The organism is Marinomonas sp. 15G6-16, from assembly GCF_055809555.1.
Genome location: NZ_CM147916.1, coordinates 527,929 through 547,586, shown reverse-complemented (window position 1 = coordinate 547,586; position 19,658 = coordinate 527,929). Strand labels below are relative to the sequence as shown.

Sequence of the window (19,658 nt, the reverse complement as noted above, 5' to 3'; positions counted from 1 at the left end):
CACTTGGCTCTTTTTTATTATGCTTTGCTTCGTGCTTAGAACTTGTATGTCACTGCAAAGTAATGAGATACGCCAGAAGATTTGAATCCTTCAGAATCTTCGATACCGTAAATGTCTTGGTACAGTTTTAAACCATAACCAACAGAGTATTGATCTGAATGCCAGTAAAGGCCTTGGTAAGTCGCGCCACCGGACGTTGCACTGACGTAATCGCTGTCCATGCCGAACTGGTAATCAAGGTAACCTTGGTAAGATAGGAATGAACCATTTTCAAAGAACTTGAATGGTTTAAACCAGTTCATAGAAAATTGGTAACCATTTAAGCCATCACGAGAACCAAAACTTTGATCGTAAAGTGCATAAACATTCATACCGACTTTACCTAGCCAAGGTACGTTCACATCTGCACCCAAACCTAGATATGAGTTGTTTACACCATTCTGTCCACCATCAAGAGTAAATAGAGTTGCTAAGTAAACTTCTTGAACGGCACCGAAAGATAAATCATTGCCAGTGATGGCATCTAGGGAGAAGCGTGGAGAGAGCTTCAGGAAGATTTTATCGCTGTCTGCTTTGTCACTGTCTTCACTGGAAGTGACGTTAAAAATATCAACAAATCCATATAAATCAACAATACCTGAGCGTCCACCAAATTCCATTTCTAGGTAATCGTGTGTTGATTCGCCAGGTAGCTCATCAACAGCGTACATCAAATTAAACTGACTCCATGAGTAATCGTTTTTGTGGATATCATCCGAATAATCCGCCGCTAATGCGCTGCCGGCTAGCAGCATGCTTGATAGACCTAAAATAGCCTTTTTCACTGATATGTCCCCTTTGGTATTTGTAATTAATTATGTATGACCGTTTGGTCAGCTTTTTTGTTATTACATACTTTTTTTGGTGTATCAATCGAATTTTTAAAATTTCTAAAATTAAGTTTTTATGCACAAAAAAGGGGTATTTCGATGATTTTGTGCGTTTATTTGGCGCTTTTGGAAAACTCTTTTAAAACATAACCTTTTGGTCAAAAATAAGAATTTATACCAAAGTTTGATATTTTAGTGCGAGTTATTGGTGCGCTTAAAAAAGTGACTTTTGATGGGGCGAATTTCAACCACGGCATTCATAATGCGGTCTTTTGTTTCTGAATAGTGGTGATTACTTACTAGATAACTTAGAGTGTAATGCTATTCGATTCATAATTTTTATCTATATTTTGGTTAGTTCTGATAGATTAAATTTATAGAAAAATGCTTGGCTAAGAGGGAGAAAAGGAATGTATGTAAGATTGAAATCCTATCTAACACAGGATATTGGGAAAGTGCTTGCTAAGCAGGAGCAAAACCTAAAATGGTTTGCCTTGGTATTAGGAGTGATGAGCACAATTGCAACAGTGCAAGATTGGTATCCTTACACCATGTTTATCAGTTTACCTTTTTGTTTGATCTGGATTTATTGCGCTTGGCTGCACACGGAGCGCCAGCTCAAGTACATCAATATTATTTTTTCTGTTTTGTACATTTATGGAATCATCCGTTACTTTCTCATTGAGTAAGTTGGGAGCTATAGATGATTTTTAAGAGAAAGATAGATGTAGAAAAAAGCCAGTAAAAGATACTGGCTTTCGTGTTTCTAGCTATTTTTTTGATTTTATCTGGGCTAAATTTTACTCAAGAAGTACTCAATGCCGGCAGCCGCACACTCCATATCTTGTTGAGGAGTGCCTGAGCTTAAACCAATCCCGCCAACAACTTCACCATTTACAGTGATAGGTAAACCGCCGCCTACAATGCTCAATCGTCCACCCACTTCGGTATGAATACCGAAAACAAGGTTCCCTGGCACACAAGCTTGGTTGTATTCGTGTGTTGCTTTTCTAGCTGCGGCAGCTGTGAAGGCTTTGTCTTGCGCTACAGTAATGCTGGTGATTTTACCTCCGTCCATGCGTTCGAAAGCAATTAAGGAGCCAGATTCATCTGTAATAGCAATACACATTGGTATGCCGATTTCTAAGGCTTTTTCACGAGCGCCTTGAATTAATAATTGCGCATCACTTTGATCTAAACGTGTAATGGTTAACATGTGCTTTCCTTATCTTAAAAATGTAAGTGGTTTTTCGATGCCACTTGAATAGTAAATTACTGATTGTTTTCTTTTACTTCACGACGTCGTGCATGTAATAAAGGCTCTGTATAACCATTAGGTTGTTTACATCCTTTGAAGACTAGGTCGCAAGCAGCTTTGAAAGCAATACTGGAAGCAAAGTCGGGTGCCATTTTCTTGTAATCTTTATCTGCGCTGTTTTGCTGGTCAACAACAATTGCCATCCTTTCTAGAGACTCTAATGCTTGTGCTTCTGTGCAAACACCGTGGTGTATCCAGTTTGCAAGGTGTTGACTAGAAATGCGCAATGTTGCTCTATCTTCCATTAAGCCCACATCATTGATATTAGGTACTTTAGAACAGCCGATACCTTGTTCAACCCAACGAACAACGTAGCCAAGAATACCCTGGGCGTTGTTGTCTAGTTCAAATTTGATTTGCTCTGCAGACAGTTTTTTATCTTTCAGTAATGGGATGTTTAACAGGGGATTTAGTGTCGTTTGTTCACGATCTGCTATTAATGACTGTTGCTCGAATACGTTTACTTGATGATAATGCGTGGCATGAAGTGTCGCGGCAGTTGGAGAAGGAACCCATGCGCAGTTTGCGCCAGAAAGTGGTGCTGTGATTTTGGTTTCCATCATTTCAAGCATTTCGTCTGGTTTAGGCCACATTCCTTTACCAATTTGAGCAAAACCACGTAGGCCACATTCAATGCCAATATTTACGTTACGATCTTCATAGGCAGCGATCCAAGGTTGTTCCTTGATGGTCTCTTTTGGTAGGACTGCTCCAGCTTCCATTGAAGTATGGATTTCGTCACCAGTACGATCTAAGAAACCTGTATTAATGAAGAATAGGCGCTCTTTGACTGCTTTGATACAAGCTTTGAGATTTACTGAAGTACGACGTTCTTCATCCATAAGGCCTACTTTCAATGTGAATGGAGTAAGTCCGAATACTTGTTCAACTTGTTCAAATAAGTCATTGGTCAGTTTTGCTTCTTCTGGACCGTGCATCTTAGGTTTAACAATATAGATACTGCCTTTTTGACTATTTTTAACACGGCTGTTGCCTTTCAAATCATGAAGGGCACAAAGTGTTGTGATAACCGCATCTAAAAAGCCTTCTGGAACTTCGTTACCGTCTTTGTCAAGTACAGCATCAGTGGTCATTAAATGTCCGACATTTCGTACTAATAGCAAGCTTCGGCCAGGTAGAGTAAAGGTGTCGCCTTGGGTGTTAGTGTAAGTTCTGTCTGCATTCAAACGACGAGTAATGGTTTTACCTGCTTTATCAAAGCTTTCTTCCAAGGTGCCTTGCATCAAGCCTAACCAATTACGATAAACGAGGACTTTATCTTCAGCGTCTACAGCAGCGACAGAATCTTCGCAATCAATGATAGTGCTGATAGCAGATTCAATGATGACGTCTTTTAAAACGGCATCTTCTTTTGCTCTAGCAGTATCAATGACGAGTTCAATATGCAAACCATTGTTGCAAAGTAGAAGAGTTAAAAATGCCCCAGATTCAGAAAAACCAATAAATTTTTCAGGCTCTTTGAGTGACGTAGTAGTGCCATCAGTCAGTTCAACACTAAAGGTGTTGTTTTCAAAAGTGTAATGAGAAGCTTGAGTGTGGGAGCCTTCTTTTAACGGTACCGCGCCATCTAAAAATTCAGAGGCCCAATCGATTACGTTCTTCGCACGAACAGGGTCGAATCCTTTTGGCTTTTCACCGTTTTCATAAGGCACAACATTCGTACCATAAAGTGCATCGTATAAGCTTCCCCAGCGGGCATTGGCTGCGTTTAAAGCGAAGCGTGCATTGTTTACTGGTACAACTAACTGTGGCCCTGCGATGGTGGCAATTTCATCATCGATATTCGTTGGACATATACTGAAGCTTTCTTCTTCAATGGGAGTAAGGTAGCCAATATCACTTAAGAAGGTTTGGTAAGCTGGTATGTCTATTTCTTGTCCTTTATTTTGAAGGTGCCATTTATCTAGCTGATTTTGAAGCTCTAGGCGCTTTTCTAGGAGAGCCTTATTACGACCGCCAAGACTATTAACAATTGATTCTAATCCAAGCCAAACTTGTTCTTCGCTGACACCGGTTTCAGGCAAAATTTCGTTAGTTACTAAGGTGTATAAATCTGAATCAATTTTCAGACCACCTTTCATGATTCGGTTGTTCATACCTTCTCCAAGTTTTTATTGTCTAGAGCGTTGTAGCTCAAGTTATATGAATACTATGTTTTCAGTTGCCTAAAAAATTGTATTTAATTTTTTACAAAAAACGCTTAGTGGTGTTGAGGTGGCTTGTCAGAATATTTAACCAAATTTCCTTGGCATTTCTCATTTTTTGAAAGTGTCTATGTACTGCCATGATGATTTTTCCTTTATGATAGTCGTCAATAGTATTTTGAATCGTGTTTGAACTTAAGTTGGAATTTTAAAATTATGAGCAGTTCTCCTACACATAAGCCACGTCCGATGGTGGATCTTATTGTCAGTGTTATTTTGCCATCCCTTATTTTGATGAAGTTGAGTGGTGAAGATGCATTAGGTGTGAGTGGTGGTTTGATTGCCGCGCTGGCGTTTCCTCTTGGTTGGGGAATTTTCGAGCTAGTGAAGTATAAGAAATTTAACTTTATTGCTTTACTGGGTTTGGTGAGTGTTTTGATGACGGGCAGTATTGGTCTGTTTGAGTTGGATAATCAATGGTTGGCGATAAAAGAAGCAGCGGTTCCAGCCATCATTGGTATTGCTGTGTTGGTGTCTACTTTTACGCCTTATCCTCTAATTCGTGCCTTGTTGTTTAATGCGTCTGTTATGGATACAGAAACCATCAAGCAAAAGTTAGAGGAAAATAACAGCACAGAAATGTTCGAGAAGAAGTTGATGAATGCGACTTACTTTATCGCAGGCTCTTTTGCTTTTTCGGCGACGATGAATTACGTACTGGCTAAGTGGATTGTAACCAGCCCTGCAGGAACAGAAGCTTTTAACGAAGAGCTAGGGCAAATGACGTTATACAGTTACCCAATGATCGCGATTCCTTCCATGATCATGATGATGGCGATTTTTTATTACCTGTGGCGCAGTATTCATAAGGCAACAGGATTGAAACTAGAAGACTTGCTGATTAAGAAATAATCTTCTTCGAAGCGAGAAAGTAAAACAAGAAAGCCAAATCCTAGGATTTGGCTTTCTTGTTTTCAGGGCGAATAACAAAAAAGTTTACATGTTAAAAACGCCGCCATTGATGTCCAGTGTGGCACCAGTGATAAAACCATCGTATTCAGAGGCCAAATACGCCACAGCTCTGGCAACATCCTCTGCATTGCCTGCTCGCTGGATCGGAATACCTTTAATTGTTTCATCCGCAGATTCTTTGGTTGTATGTGTATTGTGGAAGGACGTACCAAGAATTAGACCCGGAGCAACTGCGTTAACACGAGTGCCTTGAGGGCCTAACTCAGCAGAGAGTGCTCTAGTGAAAGTGAGAATGGCGCCTTTACTTGTTGAGTAGGCGAGAGAGCCAGGATGACCACCTTTACGGCCAGCAAGTGATGCTAGATTCACAATGCTGCTGTTTTCTTGCTTAGCCAGATAAGGCGACGCAGCGCGAGTCACAAACATCATGGACGTCATATTTATGTCCATCACTTTATGCCAAAAATCAGCCTCCATATCATTAAGAGACTTCCTAGCCACTAAAGATCCAGCATTGTTGATCAGTATATCTAGACTGCCAAGCGCTTCGACAGTTTTTTCGACCAAGGCATTAGCATCGGCTTCATTGGTTAAATCGCCACTGATCGCAATGGCTTTTTGCCCTTTGCTGTGCGCGTATGCGATTAACTGATTCGCGGTGTCTGCACTTGAGAAATAATGAATAGCGACATTTGAGCCACTATCAATAAAGTGTTTTGTGATGGCCTCGCCGATGCCTTGGGCACCTGCGGTGATGAGAACATTTTTTCCGGTTAATTTATTATTCATATTCTTCCAAACCAATAAAATTGAGAACTCGATTAACAAAGTGTGATGTGAAAACAGAGTTAAAAACACTGCCTATGTCCATCTTGCATTAATACGACATCAGTTTTCAAGTCGAGTCGCTTTTGGTAATTGTCTCGTCGTTTACAGCCTGCTTCCTCCTTTCGTGAAAAATTACACTGAGTTCATCAATCGTTATTTACTTAAAGCGCCGATTTATTAGGTAAGGAAGAGCAATGAACGCAGCAGATCTTCACGACAAATCCATTATTATCGATGGTTTAATTTGTGCGAAATGGAATCGAGATTTATTCGAAGACATGGCCAAAGGCAAGTTAACCGCGGCAAATTGTACTGTGTCGTTTTGGGAAGACTTCAAAGGCACAGTGAAAAATGTCATTGAAATGAATCAGCTTATTGAAGCGAACAGTGACCTATTGTTAAAAGTCTACACAACAAAAGACATTCATCGCGCGAAAGCCGAAGGCAAAACGGGTGTGATGATGGGCTTTCAAAATGCCCATGCGTTTGAAGACCAAATTGGCCATGTACAAGTCTTTAAAGATTTGGGCGTTGGCATCGTGCAAATGTGCTACAACACGCAAAATTTGGTTGGCACAGGTTGCTACGAGCGCGACGGCGGCTTGTCTGGATTTGGTCATGAAATCGTTGCAGAAATGAATCGCGTTGGCATGTTGTGTGATTTATCTCACGTTGGCCCAAACACCGCGAAAGAAGTGATCCTAGCTTCCAAACAACCTGTTGCTTATTCCCACTGCTTACCAGCTGGCCTGAAAGAACACCCGAGAAACCGTACCGATGAAGAGCTTAAGTTCATTGCTGACAAAGGCGGTTTTGTTGGTGTCACCATGTTCGCGCCTTTCTTAAAAGCTGGCATCAACGCCACCATTGACGATTACGTGGAGGCTATTCAATACATTTACAACATTGTGGGTGAAGACGCGATTGGCATTGGCACCGACTTTACTCAAGGTCACGGTCAAGACTTCTTCGAATACCTTACTCACGACAAAGGCTATGCGCGCCGCTTAACACGTTTTGGCGAGATCATTAATCCGCTGGGCATGCGCACAGTGGGGGATTTCCCTAACTTGACAGAAGCCTTGTTGAAACATGGTTTTAGTGAGCGTCAGGTGGAGAAGATTATGGGCGAGAATTGGGTCAATCTTTTAAAAGAAGTTTGGGGAGAATAAAGATGGGTTTTCATGCGCCAGAAATGCCAATTCTAGTCGATGATGAAACCGGTGTTTGGAATACCGATGCCTTGCCAATGCTTTACGTGCCTCGTCATTTTTTTGTGAACAATCACATGGGAATTGAAGATGAGATCGGCGCTGAGCGTTATGCCGAAATCTTGTACAAAGCGGGTTATAAATCAGCGTATTTTTGGTGTGAGCAAGAATCAGAATGCCATGGAATTTATGGCAAAGACATTTGGGATCATTATCTAAAACGCTTATCTCAGCGCGGTTGGGGCTTTTTTATCACCGAAGAATTGGACATTGAAAAAGGCACAGCAAAAGTTCGCTTAGAAAACTCTGCTTTTGTTTATCACTACGAAAAAATCCACGGTAAAAAAGTGAATCGCAAGGTGGATTATATGTTTACTGGCTGGTTTGCTGGCGCGTTGGATCAGATCTTAGAAAGCCAAGGTTCGTCTTTAAGAACCAAAGCCACACAAACGCAAAGTGGTGCGGAAGAAGGGCATGATGTTGGGTATTTTGAGGTTCTTCCTCTTTAAGATTTCCTTTTTATATTGTGATTCGTTTTTCTTTTTAGATTGTAGCTAGTGAATACACGCTGTGCGGGCAAGGCACAGCGTTTTCTTTATTTTTATATTTTCCAGTTAAGCGGGAGTCCTTTTTATGTCCCAATATGATGTTCTATTCGAGCCTCTTAAAATCAATAAACTTACCATCCGAAATCGAATAGTCAGTACGGCTCACGCTGAAGTGTATGCAACCGATGGCGGCATGACGACAGATCGCTATGTGAAATATTACGAAGAAAAAGCCAAAGGTGGTTGTGGCTTGTCCATTTGTGGTGGCTCTAGCGTGGTGTCGATTGATAGCCCGCAAAGCTGGTGGAGCTCGGTGAATTTGTCCACGGATCGCATTATTCCACACTTCCAAAACCTTGCTGATGCCGTACATAAACACGGCGGCAAGATCATGATTCAAATCACCCACATGGGACGTCGTTCTCGTTGGGACGGTGAAAACTGGCCGAACTTAATGTCGCCTTCTGGTATTCGTGAACCTGTGCATCGCGCGACCTGTAAGGTGATCGAAGTAGAAGAAATCTGGCGCATTATCGGCGATTTCGTGCAAGCGGCTCGTCGTGCCAAAGAAGGCGGTTTGGATGGTGTCGAATTGTCTGCGGTTCACCAACATATGATTGACCAGTTCTGGTCGCCACGAGTGAACAAACGCACGGATGAATGGGGCGGAACCTTTGAAGGTCGCATGAAATTCGGCATGGAAGTGCTGAAAGCGGTACGAGAAGAAGTCGGCCCAGATTTTGTGGTGGGAATGCGTATTACGGGAGATGAATTTCACCCGGATGGCTTGAACCACGACGATATGAAACAAATCGCGCAATATTACGATGCCACAGGCATGGTGGATTATTTTGGTGTGGTGGGTTCTGGTTGTGACACACACAACACCTTGGCGAACGTGATTCCAAACATGAGCTATCCGCCAGAGCCTTTCTTGCATTTGGCGGCAGGCATCAAAGAAGTGGTGAATGTGCCTGTGATTCACGCGCAAAACATCAAAGATCCGAACCAAGCGAAACGCATCATTGAAGCGGGTTATGTGGATTTTGTTGGTATGACTCGAGCGCATATTGCTGATCCGCATTTCATTGCCAAGATCAAAATGGATCAGGTGGATCAGATTCGCCAGTGTGTTGGCGCCAACTATTGCATTGATCGCCAATACCAAGGTTTGGACGTTTTGTGTATTCAAAATACCGCCACGTCTCGTGAGTACATGGGCTTGCCTCATATCATCGAGAAAACGACTGGCGTGATTCGTAACGTGGTGGTTGTTGGCGGTGGGCCTGGCGGTCTGGAAGCGGCGAGAGTTGCCGCAGAGCGCGGTCATAAAGTTACCCTGATTGAAAAAGCCCCAGAGCTTGGCGGCCAAATCACCTTGGCGGCGAAAGCCCCACAGCGGGACCAAATTGCAGGAATTTCTCGTTGGTTAGTCATGGAAGTAGAGCGCTTAGGTGTTGAGATTCGTTTGAATACTGCAGCGGATGAAAACCTTGTCAAAGAACTGAATCCAGACGTGTGTATTTTAACTACTGGCGGTCGTCCTTTCTTGGATCAAAATCCAGAATGGGGCGCCGCGGAAGGTTTGGTTGTGTCCACTTGGGATATTTTGAGTGGCAAAGTAGAACCGGGTAAAAACGTTTTAATCTACGACACCATCTGTGAATTTTCTGGCATGTCCGCAGCGGATTATTTGGCGTCAAAAGGGTCATTAGTGGAATTGGTGACAGACGACATCAAACCGGGTGTTGGCATTGGCGGTACGACTTTCCCAACCTATTACCGTTCGCTTTATGAGAAAGAAGTCATCATGACATCGGACATGTTACTGGAAAAAGTCTATCGCGAAGGAGATAAATTGGTTGCTGTGCTAGAGAACGAATACACAGCCCAACAAGAAGAACGCGTGGTGGATCAGATCGTTGTCGAGAATGGTACAAAAGCCAATGATGAGCTGTATTACGCACTGAAGGAAAGCTCAGTGAACAAAGGCCAAATCGACAATGAAACCTTGTTCGATATTAAACCTCAGCCCGTATTGAGTGGTGATAGCGAAGGCATGATTCTGTGGCGCTTGGGAGATTGTGTTTCGCAGCGCAATATTCATGCGGCTATGTATGATGCCCTTCGCCTCTGCAAAGACCTATAGGAAACGATGGTTGAGCTCGTAAATACTGTGTTAAAAATGAACTCGAAATGCTCATTTATACTTATAAACTCTGCTTTCTCGTTCATTTTTGCCTTGTCTTTAAATCGCTCATCTCATCGTTAATGATATTTTTTGTGCTAAATATGCCCAATGTTGAGGGTGAAAAATGATTCTTGATTGGTTACTTCCGACTCTCATTTTAACGCTTCTGGTGCTTGCGGGAATCGGTGCTGTACGTCGTATGAATATGTGGCGCGCGGGACAGGCGGAAAAGGTCGATATTGTCGCGGGTTTGTTGGCGATGCCGAAGCGCTATCTGCACGATTTGCATCATGTGGTTGAGCGCGACAAATACATGTCGCGCACTCACGTTGCCACAGGTGGTGGTTTTGTTTTGGCCATGGCGTTGGTGATCTTAGTTCACCTAATTGGTATTGAAAGCAAGGTGCTTTCTTGGATGCTGTTAGGGGCTTTGAGCATGATGTTTTGTGGTGTGGTGTTTGTCTTTAAGCGTCGACGAAATCCACCTTCTCGTTTATCAAAAGGCCCGTGGATGCGGTTGCCGAAAAATCTACTGATCTTTTCCGTTACCTTCTTTGTTCTAACCTTGCCAGCGGCGGGTGTGCTGCCAGCGAGTTTTACATTGGGCATTATGGGGCAATGGTTTTTGACTTTTGTGCTGTCCGCCTTGGTGTTGATGAGCCTAAGCGAAATGTTGTTTGGTATGACGTGGGGCGGGCCGATGAAACACGCCTTTGCTGGCGCGCTGCACTTGGCATTTCACCGTCGACCAGAACGCTTTGGCGGAGGCCGTTCTACCGGGCTGAAACCAGTGGATCTAGAAGATAACGCTTTAGCGTCTGGTAAGGCGCTTGGCGTGGCGAAGCCTTCCGATTTTAAATGGAATCAGTTATTAGGTTTTGATGCCTGTGTGCAATGCGGACGATGTGAAGCCATGTGTCCGGCGTTTGCCGCAGGGCAGCCGTTGAACCCGAAAAAGCTGATTCAAGATATGGTGGTGGGTTTTGCTGGTGGAACAGATGAACACTACGCGGGCAGCCGTTATCCAGACAAAGCGGTCGAAGGCAAAGCGGTTGGCGAGGCCAAAGGTGGTGCAGATCACATCATCACCGACGGTTTAATCAACCCTGAAACTTTGTGGTCTTGTACCACTTGTCGCGCCTGTGTTGAAGAGTGTCCGATGATGATCGAACACGTGGATGCCATTGTCGATATGCGTCGTTTTTTGACCTTAGAAAAAGGCGAAACACCAAACAAAGGCGCGGAAATACTCGACAATATTATTGCCACAGACAACCCAAATGGTTACTCGCCAGCCAGTCGAACACATTGGGCGGCTGACCAAAATTTGAATCTGATGAAAGACGTGAAAAAAGCCGAGGTGCTTTTTTGGGTGTCTGATGGCGCGTTTGATATGCGCAGTCAGCGGATTTTACGTTCTTTTGTGACGCTATTAAAAGCCGCCAATGTGGATGTGGCGATTCTGGGAGACGAGGAACGTGACAGTGGCGATGTGGCGAGACGTTTGGGTGACGATGCCACTTTTCAAAGCTTGGCAAAACGTAACTTGGTGACGTTAGGACAGTATGAATTTAAAACGCTTGTGACCACAGATCCTCATGCGTTTCATTGTCTGAAAAATGAGTATGGAGACTTTGGCTCCGATGCCTTGGAAGGCGTTGACGTGCTTCATCACACGACCTTTTTGAATCAGTTGATTAAGGCTGGGCGTTTGCAAGTAGAAGGTTTTAAAGGTGGAAAAGTGACGTATCACGACCCTTGTTACCTTGGTCGATACAATGGGGAATACGAAGCGCCACGGGAATTGCTGGCATCATTAGGCATTGAAATCGAAGAAATGGAACGCTCAGGTTATCGCTCTCGTTGTTGTGGCGGTGGCGGCGGTGCGCCTATTACCGATATTCCTGGTGAAAAACGTATTGCGGATATGCGCATGGAAGATGTGGTCAGCACAGGCGCGGAAATGGTCGCCGTGGGTTGTCAGCAATGTACGGCCATGCTGGAAGGCGTTGTGGAGCCTCGACCTGTGGTGAAAGACATCGCCGAAATATTAGCGAGCCAGTTGATTGAGGTGCATTCATGACAGACACTTTCTCTCAGATTCTTCGTCGTGACCCAAGAGCGGAATGGATCGCACGAAATCGTTTACACCCTTTGCATGACAGCATCATGGCGGCCAATGGCGCAGAAGTCCGTGGCCCTTCGGGTTTGCTGCGTAAAAATCCTCATATTATCGGTTTTATTGGGCCAAATGGCATTAAGCGAATTGATCGGGCGAATACGTCTTCTGGCTTAATGGCTGGGAAAAAACGCTCGACTACCGCGCAAGACGTCGAGCTTCCTTTGCATCAAGTGATCGATCCAACGGGTTACATTGTGGTGGTGCCAGACATGGTCGGTGGGCGTTTAACTACTCATGATAAAGACATTTTAGGTCTGGCTCACAGCTTAATAAAAGAGTACGCCGATAACATGGCCGTGGTGGCGGTGTGTTTTGGGGAAAGCAAAGAAACCCAATTTGAATTGGCTGGTGTGGATCGCTTGATTCATTTGTCCAGCGCGGAATACGAAGCTTTCTCACCAGAAGCTCGTTTAGCGGCGTTGCAACATATTCATCAAATGTACCAACCGAAGCATTGGCTGTTTCCTGATTCCATCAATGGTGGAACGGATTTGGCGTCGCGCTTGTCTGCGCGTATTGGAGAGCGAGCGGCGACGCAAGCATGGCAAGTGTCGACTACTCAAACCGTGTGTCGAGGCGCGTCAGCAAGCCTAGATATCAAACGGGAAACACCGCGTATTTTAATGCTATTGGAAGAATGCGGAAACGCCATTGATGAAACGCGCCATGAAGTCTTGCCATTAACCTTGGACTGTTTTGAAATGACGGATGCGCGTATTGAAGACGACGGCTTGGTTGATGTCGATCCTAATGCGGTGCCTTTGGCGGAAGCAGAATTCATCTTGTCTGCAGGCAATGGCATTCATAATTGGGAGCAATTTCATGCCTGTGCGAAAGCATTGGGCGCAACAGAAGGCGCGAGCCGCGTGGCGGTGGACGATGGTTTTATGCCACGGACTCGACAAGTGGGCGCGTCTGGTACTTGGGTGACGGCACAAGTCTATTTGGCTGTTGGCATATCAGGTGCGATACAGCACATGCAAGGCATCGGGCAATGCGACAAGGTGATTGCCATTAATACCGATGCGGGTTGTGACATGGTGAAGCGAGCGGACCTGGCTGTGATCGGTGACAGCGAAGAAGTGCTGCAAGCATTGATGGCACTGGCGAATGAGCGAAAAGGTGTTTTGCTCGATGATGCTCTGCCAAAGGAGGAAAATCATGTTGCCTGATGTAAAAGTGTTTTCCCTTTTGTCTATTGGTCGACATCCTCAATCAGGGCGTGCTCGTCGGGCTGAACAAGACGCCCGGGCAGTCGAATTAGGATTAACCTTGGTGGGGCGCGATTTGAATCTTGTGCACGCTGGCAGTGCTCAGCAGGATGATTCTGTCTTGCGCCAGTACGCTGGAATGGGGCTGCCCACTTTGACATTGCTAGAGCAAGAAGAAAATGCGGATGTCTTACCCAGTTTGGCTAAGTTTTTGCAGAATAACGAGGCTGGTATTGTGTTAATGGGTGTGCGTGCTGAGTCTGGTGAGTCATCAGGTATGCTGCCTTATTTGCTTGCGGAAAAGCTGGGTTGGCCTATTGTTTCTCGTATTGCGGATATTGTGGATATCAAAGAGGGCGTGGCCGATGTGTTATTGGCTTTGCCTCGTGGTCAACGCCGCGCGGTACAGGTTGCTTTGCCTTTTATTGCAACGCTTGATAATGCGGCGTCTGCGCCTCGTCAAACCGCTTATGGTTCAGGCTTACGCGCAAAGATTGAGGTGGTTTCAAGCGAATCGACTGTGGACGAATTGGTGCTGAATTGGCAAGTTTCATCGGCCAAACCTCGCCCTAAACGCATGAAGGTGGTGAAAGCGAAAACGGCGGCAGACCGTTTTAAAGCCGCTACAGCCAAACCAGCAGGTGGCGGTGGACAAGTTCTGAAAGAAGGAACGCCAGCCGAAAAAGCTCAGGCGATCTTTGACCTTTTATTGGAAGAGAAGGTCATTCGTTAAGCCTAAATTTAGGAGTAAGCCTTCTATGATGATTGTAGATTTAATCGATGAAGTGGATTTTATTGAAAAGTTAAAAGGCCTTGGCGTGCCCGTTGAGGAGGTTATGCAGATGTCAGACGTACAGGCTCGTTTGCATTCTTGGTTGCAAGATTATCCTGAACAACGACCTTTTATTTTTGCTTTGTTTAAAGATATGCAAGGTGACAATATCAGCGTATTGCCTGAAGTGGCTAGCGTAATAAAATCTATTGAAGTGGCATTTTCCCTGTAGCTGTCATTTAATATGGTCTTCTTGGTTATTTACTTTACGTAAGTGCTCAATATAAAAAGAATAGGCCGATTTTATGCGTTACTTTGTACTTTTCTTAATGACTTTCGCGCAACTCTCTTTTGCAGGTATGACGGCCATGTTCGTTATTTTCTCTGCAGCAGGCGTTGTAAACACCAATGAGATTAGCGAATTTCAAGATCTTATTTTTACTCTGTCTTTTATAGTTATTCCATTATCTAGCATCATTGTTGCTTTGACTGTGTTGTATTTTGCATGGAAAAAGATGGCAAAACGTTCTTATTGGTTACATCTCCTTCCAGTATTTCTTACCGTTATTTATTGTTTGTATATTGTTCAGTTTGATTGATTTTTAATCTAAGTGACTTACTTTGATCGTTTCATACTGAGGTAAACAGCAAACATAGCGATGAAAATCGCTGGTAGCATTAATAAGTTCAAGACTTCCCAACCGAATAAACTCTGCCAATAGCCTGCAAGAATACTTGCCACGGCGGAAGAGCCAAATACCAAAAAGTCATTTAAGCCTTGAGTTTTTGCCTTGTCCGCTGGTTGATAAGTCTGTGTGAGTAGGTTGGTTGCACCGATAAAAGTGAAATTCCAGCCGATGCCGAGAAAAACTAATGCGGTCCAAAAGTACCAGTAAGAGGTGCCAAATTGGTTTAATAGAATGCAGGCAATCAGTAACAGGCAACCTGTTTGAACAATGTTGCTAGTACCGAATTTTTTAATTAAATGGCCTGTGAAAAATGATGGAGCGAACATGCCTAATACGTGCCATTGGATCACACTGGCCGTGTGTCCGAAATGGAATCCATGACTGTGCATGGCAAGTGGCGTTGCTGTCATAATCAAGACCATGACGGCGTAACCAATTGCTCCAGAGATAATGGATGCCAGCAATAGCGGCTGGCTAAGTAGTTCTTTGTATGAGCGAGGAGTGCCCGTTTGCTCTTCAAGACTGGCTGGTTTCAATGGCAGAACAGCGACGAGTAATGTGGTGATTGCATAAAGCACAAATAAGGCTGTAAAAGCACCAACATATTGAGTGTCAGGAATGATGTATTCAGACCAGACGGCGAGGTTAGGACCAAGCACAGCGGCCAATACACCGCCGCCCATGATCAAACTAATGGCTTGTGGGCCTTTACCTTCTGGGCTGTTTTCAACCGCTGCGAAGCGATATTGCTGGCCAATGCCGATGGCAACACCAAGTAAGAAAGTGGACAGGCTGAACAACCAAAAATCACTTTGATTCAAAGCATAATAGGCCAGAGCGGCACCACATAAACCGATGGTATTGCCAATCAAGAAGACTTTCTTTCGACCGAGCAAGCGTACCAATAATGCAGCCGGTAAGGTTGCTCCCATTAGACCGATGAATTGCAGTGCTACAGGAACCGTCGCAAGGTCGGCTGATGGACTGATTTTATTACCAACCAATGCGGTTACAGAAACGAGCAAAATATTGCCTGTAATTAACAGTGCTTGCCCAAGAGATAAGCCCCAAACGGTTAAGCCTAACATAGGTAATCCTTTGACTTTTTAGGTAAAAAAACGCCACCGATATTTTGTACAGGTGGCGTTTTCTCTGTTGCAGTAGAGCGCCTTAATTAAAAGACGCTCATTTGTTTAACATGAACTTATAACTTAAACACATCTACCGATTTGTCTAATGTTAGCGCTAAGTTAGTCAGGTCAGATGCCATGTTCTTGTTGCTGTTGGAACTTTCATAAGTTGCTTTAGCAAGGTCGTTAATGGAAACAATGCTGACGTTAATTTCAGACGCTACGTGGGTTTGTTCTTCGGCAGCGGTTGCAATTTGGACGTTCATGTCTTGTATCACAGAGACAGATTGTCTGATAGATTGCAGCGCTTTATTGGCATCGTCTGATTTACTCGCGGTTGTTTTCGCATCTTCCATGTTGCTATTCATTAACTGAACAGAGCGTTTTGCTTCGCCTTGTAAGCTGCTAATCACACCTTGGATTTCGTTTGTGCTTTCTTTAGTGCGGTTAGCAAGGTTACGAACTTCATCGGCAACGACGGCAAAGCCACGACCATGTTCACCAGCACGAGCGGCTTCAATTGCTGCGTTTAATGCCAGTAGGTTGGTTTGCTCAGATATCGCATCGATAACTTCTAGGATTGCGCCAATGCCTTGGGTTTCTTGTTCAAGTTTCGTAGTAACAAGCATTACTTTCTCAATGCCAGACAATAGAGTGGCAATGTCGTCGTTCATTTCTTTAACGACTTTGATACCTTCATCAGAAAACTGATTCGCCTCTTTTGCCGCAGAAGATGCTTGTACTGCGTTGCGTGCCACTTCTTCAGCCGTCATGGTCATTTCATTCATGGCGGTTGATGTGTTTTCTAACTGCACCATTTGATCTTCAGAGCTTTTGTTTGTTTTAGTTGCTGATTCAGAAACCTTGTCTGAAGAAGATTTAAGCTGCCCAGTCGCATTATCGATGTTACGGATAATCGATTTTAGGTTATTGATCATCAAAATAGTGGCTGCATAAACCCCTGTTTCTTGACCTGTCACCTGTGTATTCAGTGTTAAATCACCGTTCGCAACACGCTTAACAAGTTCTTCAATTTCTTTTGGCTCACCGCCAATCGGTTTGTACATCAATTTAACAACAGTTAAGTAGATGATAGCGAGGGAGATCAAAATCAAAATAATGGATAAGGTTAAACCTTGGATCAGATTGGAATTCGAAGGCGCATTGATATCGCTGGTTTTGTTCCACACCCAAACTGTCCAGCCTAAAGATGCCACTTTTGCACTGCTAACAAGGTAATCTTCGCCCTGATAGTTGTAAGTATGTTGGCTGGCCTCTTTGTCATAATATTCTTTAAATGTTGGGGAGAATTCAAAGATGTTTTTACCGATACTCTCAGTATCTGGCGAAGCTAAGATAAAGCCATCAGATCGACTGACAATAAGTTGGTTTTGTTCTGATAGGCTAGCCGCATAACGAGTGATGGCATCAACGGGTAGGTTGATGTTTAAAGTCGAAACCACCTGATTGTTTCGTAAAATCGGTACGGCTAATGCCATTGAAAATGTGCCATCCGCCGCATTAAAAGGTGTTGTCATAATGCGTTTTTCACCGCCAAAGATTCGTCTAAACCACTCTCGGTTAAGGTCTTTCGCGTTAAAGTTCGCTAGCTCTCCATTTTCTGTATAGGTTATGCCGCTGGCAAGGCCTACATAAACAGAGGAAACGTCAAGAGATTGCTTCATTTCTTGGAATTTTTTAACGGTTGGTTCTACATCCGTGATGCCAGTTTTGTCGATGGCTAAATCATTTCGAATGGCTTCTAGGCTGTCAAAGTACCTTTGTACCCTTTGATCTATTGCGTTGGAAATAAGAAAGGATTCAATTTTTAATTTCTCGGTAGCATTTTGGTCAGATGCTGATTTGAAATTGAAGTAGCCCGTCATAGATACAATTAAAATTGCAGATACAAACAAAGCGCCTATGTACCCAAGTAATTTACCTTTAGCCGTCATAGAAGTGGTTTCCTTATCAGTTTTGCTAGGGGGTAGCTATATCTTATAGCGTGATTATGGAGTTAGGTAGTTTTTTATTGGCTAAATGAAATGTATTTATAAATACCCGAGAGTGACGTTAATTTCCTAAGAAAAATTGAGAATGAACGCGGTTATAAATGGTTGCGTTTAAGGTATTTTTAGGAAAAGGTTTTGGGAGCGAAATTAAAAGAGAAAGCAAAATAAAAAAGGTGAACATTATTTAAGTGCCCACCTTTTTAGTTATTTGATATTGAGTCTTGTTTAGCCCAGCGGACCATTGATTATGGTATTGCGTAACCCTTCAATAATGTTGTCACCTTTCTCTACTCTTAGCTCATCGTACCAAGCTTGCGTTTCTTCTGGGTCTTTGGCATGAGTAACATCGCATCGTTTACGAGCTTTTAAGACTAGGTCTTTCACTCGGAAGCGACGTTTCTCTTCATAGCTTTTAAGAGCAGCGACAATATCTTTTGTTTCTGCGAAGCATTCTCCTAATACAACAGAGTCTTCCATGGCGGAACAACCACCTTGGCCGATGTCTGGTGTTGTGCTGTGCGCAGAATCACCAAGCAAAGCGATGTTGCCTTTTACGAGCGTATCAAATGGTTCGATGTCATGGATTTCGATACGATTGGTTGTTTCTGGATTAATGGCGTCAATCAGTGTTTGCACAGGTTCTGCCCAATCTTCGAAATAACCCTTTAGGTCAGAAACGACTGTGGATCTGTCTTCTTCCAAGCCCAAAGGCAATGGCACATCAAAGAAGAAGTAAAATTGTCCGCCAGCAATTGGCATGATGGAAACACGTTTGCCTTCGCCTACAAATGTTGTCCATTGGTCAGCTAGAGCAATGTTTTCATCGATATCAACCAAACCATTCCAGTTTACATATCCTGCGTAACGGCGTTCAGTTTGATAGCCTAAAACATGGGTTCGAACAATGGAGTGAGTGCCGTCTGCCGCAATCATAAAGTCGCCCGTAGCGGAGCTTCCATCGGTGAAATATGCGGTTACGCTTGTGTCTGTTTGCTCAACTTTTTCAATGCGCTTTCCAAATTGGATCTTATCGCGGCCCCACCAATCAATCATTTGGCTTTGCAATCCGGCTCTTGAAACAGGGCAAGGACGTTCGCCAACGGCTTCCACTAATGGGCTAAGGCTGAATTGAGTCATGACTTCGCCACTTAAACCATCATGGTAAGCCATGTTATGCATCGGACCACCAAGTTCATCCATAATATGACCCATGCCTAAATGGTTCATACATTTCACACCGTTAGACCAAATAGAAAGGGCAGCACCAACAGGTTTGATTTCTTTTACGGCTTCAAAAATTTCACAATCAATACCTTGTTGTTTTAATGCCGCTGCTGCGGTCATGCCGCCGATGCCAGCGCCAATGATTAATGCTTTCATGTCATTTCCTCTGTGTCTATTTGCAATCTAAAACGCAAAATGCGTACCATGAAACAAAAGTTACCATAAAATAAAATGTGAAACCTTTGTTTTATTGATCTTTTTGGAGTGGAAATCCTTTTCCAAAGATAAGCTAGTTAAGCGACTATTTTCCGTTTTTAATGTGTCTGATGAACTTTT

General features: G+C 43.7%; 17 protein-coding genes. 10 read left to right on the top strand and 7 right to left on the bottom strand.

From position 1 onward, the window contains the following. Positions 1-35 precede the first annotated feature (35 nt). A complete protein-coding gene (locus AC0L46_RS02645; protein WP_414680810.1) occupies positions 36-824 on the bottom strand; it encodes a nucleoside-specific channel-forming Tsx family protein in 789 nt (262 codons plus the stop codon). A 455-nt stretch (positions 825-1,279) separates the two neighbouring features. On the opposite strand from AC0L46_RS02645, the gene AC0L46_RS02640 reads away from it, so the two are divergent. Then, on the top strand, positions 1,280-1,558 hold the full coding sequence (locus AC0L46_RS02640; RefSeq protein WP_473505540.1) for a hypothetical protein: 279 nt from the start codon (positions 1,280-1,282) through the stop codon (positions 1,556-1,558). Between the two features lie 104 nt (positions 1,559-1,662). Here the strand turns inward: AC0L46_RS02640 and AC0L46_RS02635 are convergent, their stop codons facing one another. Then, positions 1,663-2,085 (bottom strand): GlcG/HbpS family heme-binding protein, encoded by a 423-nt coding sequence (locus AC0L46_RS02635; protein ID WP_414680808.1) that lies wholly within the window; start codon positions 2,083-2,085, stop codon positions 1,663-1,665. Between the two features lie 56 nt (positions 2,086-2,141). Beyond that, a complete protein-coding gene (locus tag AC0L46_RS02630; RefSeq protein ID WP_473505538.1) occupies positions 2,142-4,304 on the bottom strand; it encodes a malate synthase G in 2,163 nt (720 codons plus the stop codon). Between the two features lie 264 nt (positions 4,305-4,568). On the opposite strand from AC0L46_RS02630, the gene AC0L46_RS02625 reads away from it, so the two are divergent. After that, positions 4,569-5,264, top strand: coding sequence for a VC0807 family protein (locus tag AC0L46_RS02625; RefSeq protein WP_414680806.1), 696 nt, complete (start codon positions 4,569-4,571; stop codon positions 5,262-5,264). 84 nt (positions 5,265-5,348) lie between these two features. Here the strand turns inward: AC0L46_RS02625 and AC0L46_RS02620 are convergent, their stop codons facing one another. Beyond that, positions 5,349-6,113 carry an SDR family NAD(P)-dependent oxidoreductase gene (locus AC0L46_RS02620; RefSeq protein ID WP_414680805.1) on the bottom strand — a complete coding sequence of 255 codons (765 nt, stop codon included), beginning with the start codon at positions 6,111-6,113 and terminating at the stop codon, positions 5,349-5,351. A gap of 233 nt (positions 6,114-6,346) precedes the next feature. Here AC0L46_RS02620 and AC0L46_RS02615 point away from each other — a divergent pair, with 233 nt between their 5' ends. The 8 genes from AC0L46_RS02615 to AC0L46_RS02580 all read left to right on the top strand — a co-directional run bounded on the left by AC0L46_RS02615 (position 6,347) and on the right by AC0L46_RS02580 (position 14,866). After that, positions 6,347-7,324, top strand: coding sequence for a dipeptidase (locus tag AC0L46_RS02615; protein WP_473505536.1), 978 nt, complete (start codon positions 6,347-6,349; stop codon positions 7,322-7,324). Positions 7,325-7,326: 2 nt separating this feature from the next. Next, positions 7,327-7,872 (top strand): DUF5943 domain-containing protein, encoded by a 546-nt coding sequence (locus AC0L46_RS02610; RefSeq protein ID WP_317004364.1) that lies wholly within the window; start codon positions 7,327-7,329, stop codon positions 7,870-7,872. 124 nt (positions 7,873-7,996) lie between these two features. Continuing rightward, positions 7,997-10,060: a dimethylglycine demethylation protein DgcA gene (dgcA, locus tag AC0L46_RS02605; protein ID WP_473505534.1), complete on the top strand. Its 2,064-nt coding sequence runs from the start codon at positions 7,997-7,999 to the stop codon at positions 10,058-10,060. A 166-nt stretch (positions 10,061-10,226) separates the two neighbouring features. Further along, complete coding sequence (locus AC0L46_RS02600) at positions 10,227-12,185, top strand: (Fe-S)-binding protein (protein WP_473505532.1); 1,959 nt, start codon at positions 10,227-10,229, stop codon at positions 12,183-12,185. Further along, the gene (etfA, locus tag AC0L46_RS02595) at positions 12,182-13,456 is read left to right on the top strand and encodes an electron transfer flavoprotein subunit alpha (RefSeq protein ID WP_473505530.1); all 1,275 of its coding nucleotides are present in this window, start codon (positions 12,182-12,184) and stop codon (positions 13,454-13,456) included. Before AC0L46_RS02600 ends, etfA begins: the two co-directional genes overlap by 4 nt. Then, entirely contained in the window at positions 13,446-14,228 is a 783-nt protein-coding gene (etfB, locus tag AC0L46_RS02590; RefSeq protein ID WP_473505528.1) for an electron transfer flavoprotein subunit beta, read from the top strand. Before etfA ends, etfB begins: the two co-directional genes overlap by 11 nt. 25 nt (positions 14,229-14,253) lie before the next feature. Beyond that, positions 14,254-14,499, top strand: coding sequence for a hypothetical protein (locus AC0L46_RS02585; protein ID WP_473505526.1), 246 nt, complete (start codon positions 14,254-14,256; stop codon positions 14,497-14,499). A 73-nt stretch (positions 14,500-14,572) separates the two neighbouring features. After that, a complete protein-coding gene (locus AC0L46_RS02580; protein ID WP_473505524.1) occupies positions 14,573-14,866 on the top strand; it encodes a hypothetical protein in 294 nt (97 codons plus the stop codon). Positions 14,867-14,883: 17 nt separating this feature from the next. On the opposite strand, the gene AC0L46_RS02575 is transcribed toward AC0L46_RS02580, so the two are convergent. From AC0L46_RS02575 to hpxO, 3 genes are all read right to left on the bottom strand, one after another. Next, positions 14,884-16,044 (bottom strand): MFS transporter, encoded by a 1,161-nt coding sequence (locus AC0L46_RS02575; RefSeq protein WP_473505522.1) that lies wholly within the window; start codon positions 16,042-16,044, stop codon positions 14,884-14,886. Between the two features lie 116 nt (positions 16,045-16,160). Next, positions 16,161-18,041: a methyl-accepting chemotaxis protein gene (locus AC0L46_RS02570; RefSeq protein ID WP_473505520.1), complete on the bottom strand. Its 1,881-nt coding sequence runs from the start codon at positions 18,039-18,041 to the stop codon at positions 16,161-16,163. A 282-nt stretch (positions 18,042-18,323) separates the two neighbouring features. Continuing rightward, the gene (gene hpxO / locus AC0L46_RS02565) at positions 18,324-19,478 is read right to left on the bottom strand and encodes an FAD-dependent urate hydroxylase HpxO (protein ID WP_473505518.1); all 1,155 of its coding nucleotides are present in this window, start codon (positions 19,476-19,478) and stop codon (positions 18,324-18,326) included. Positions 19,479-19,658: the final 180 nt, after the last annotated feature.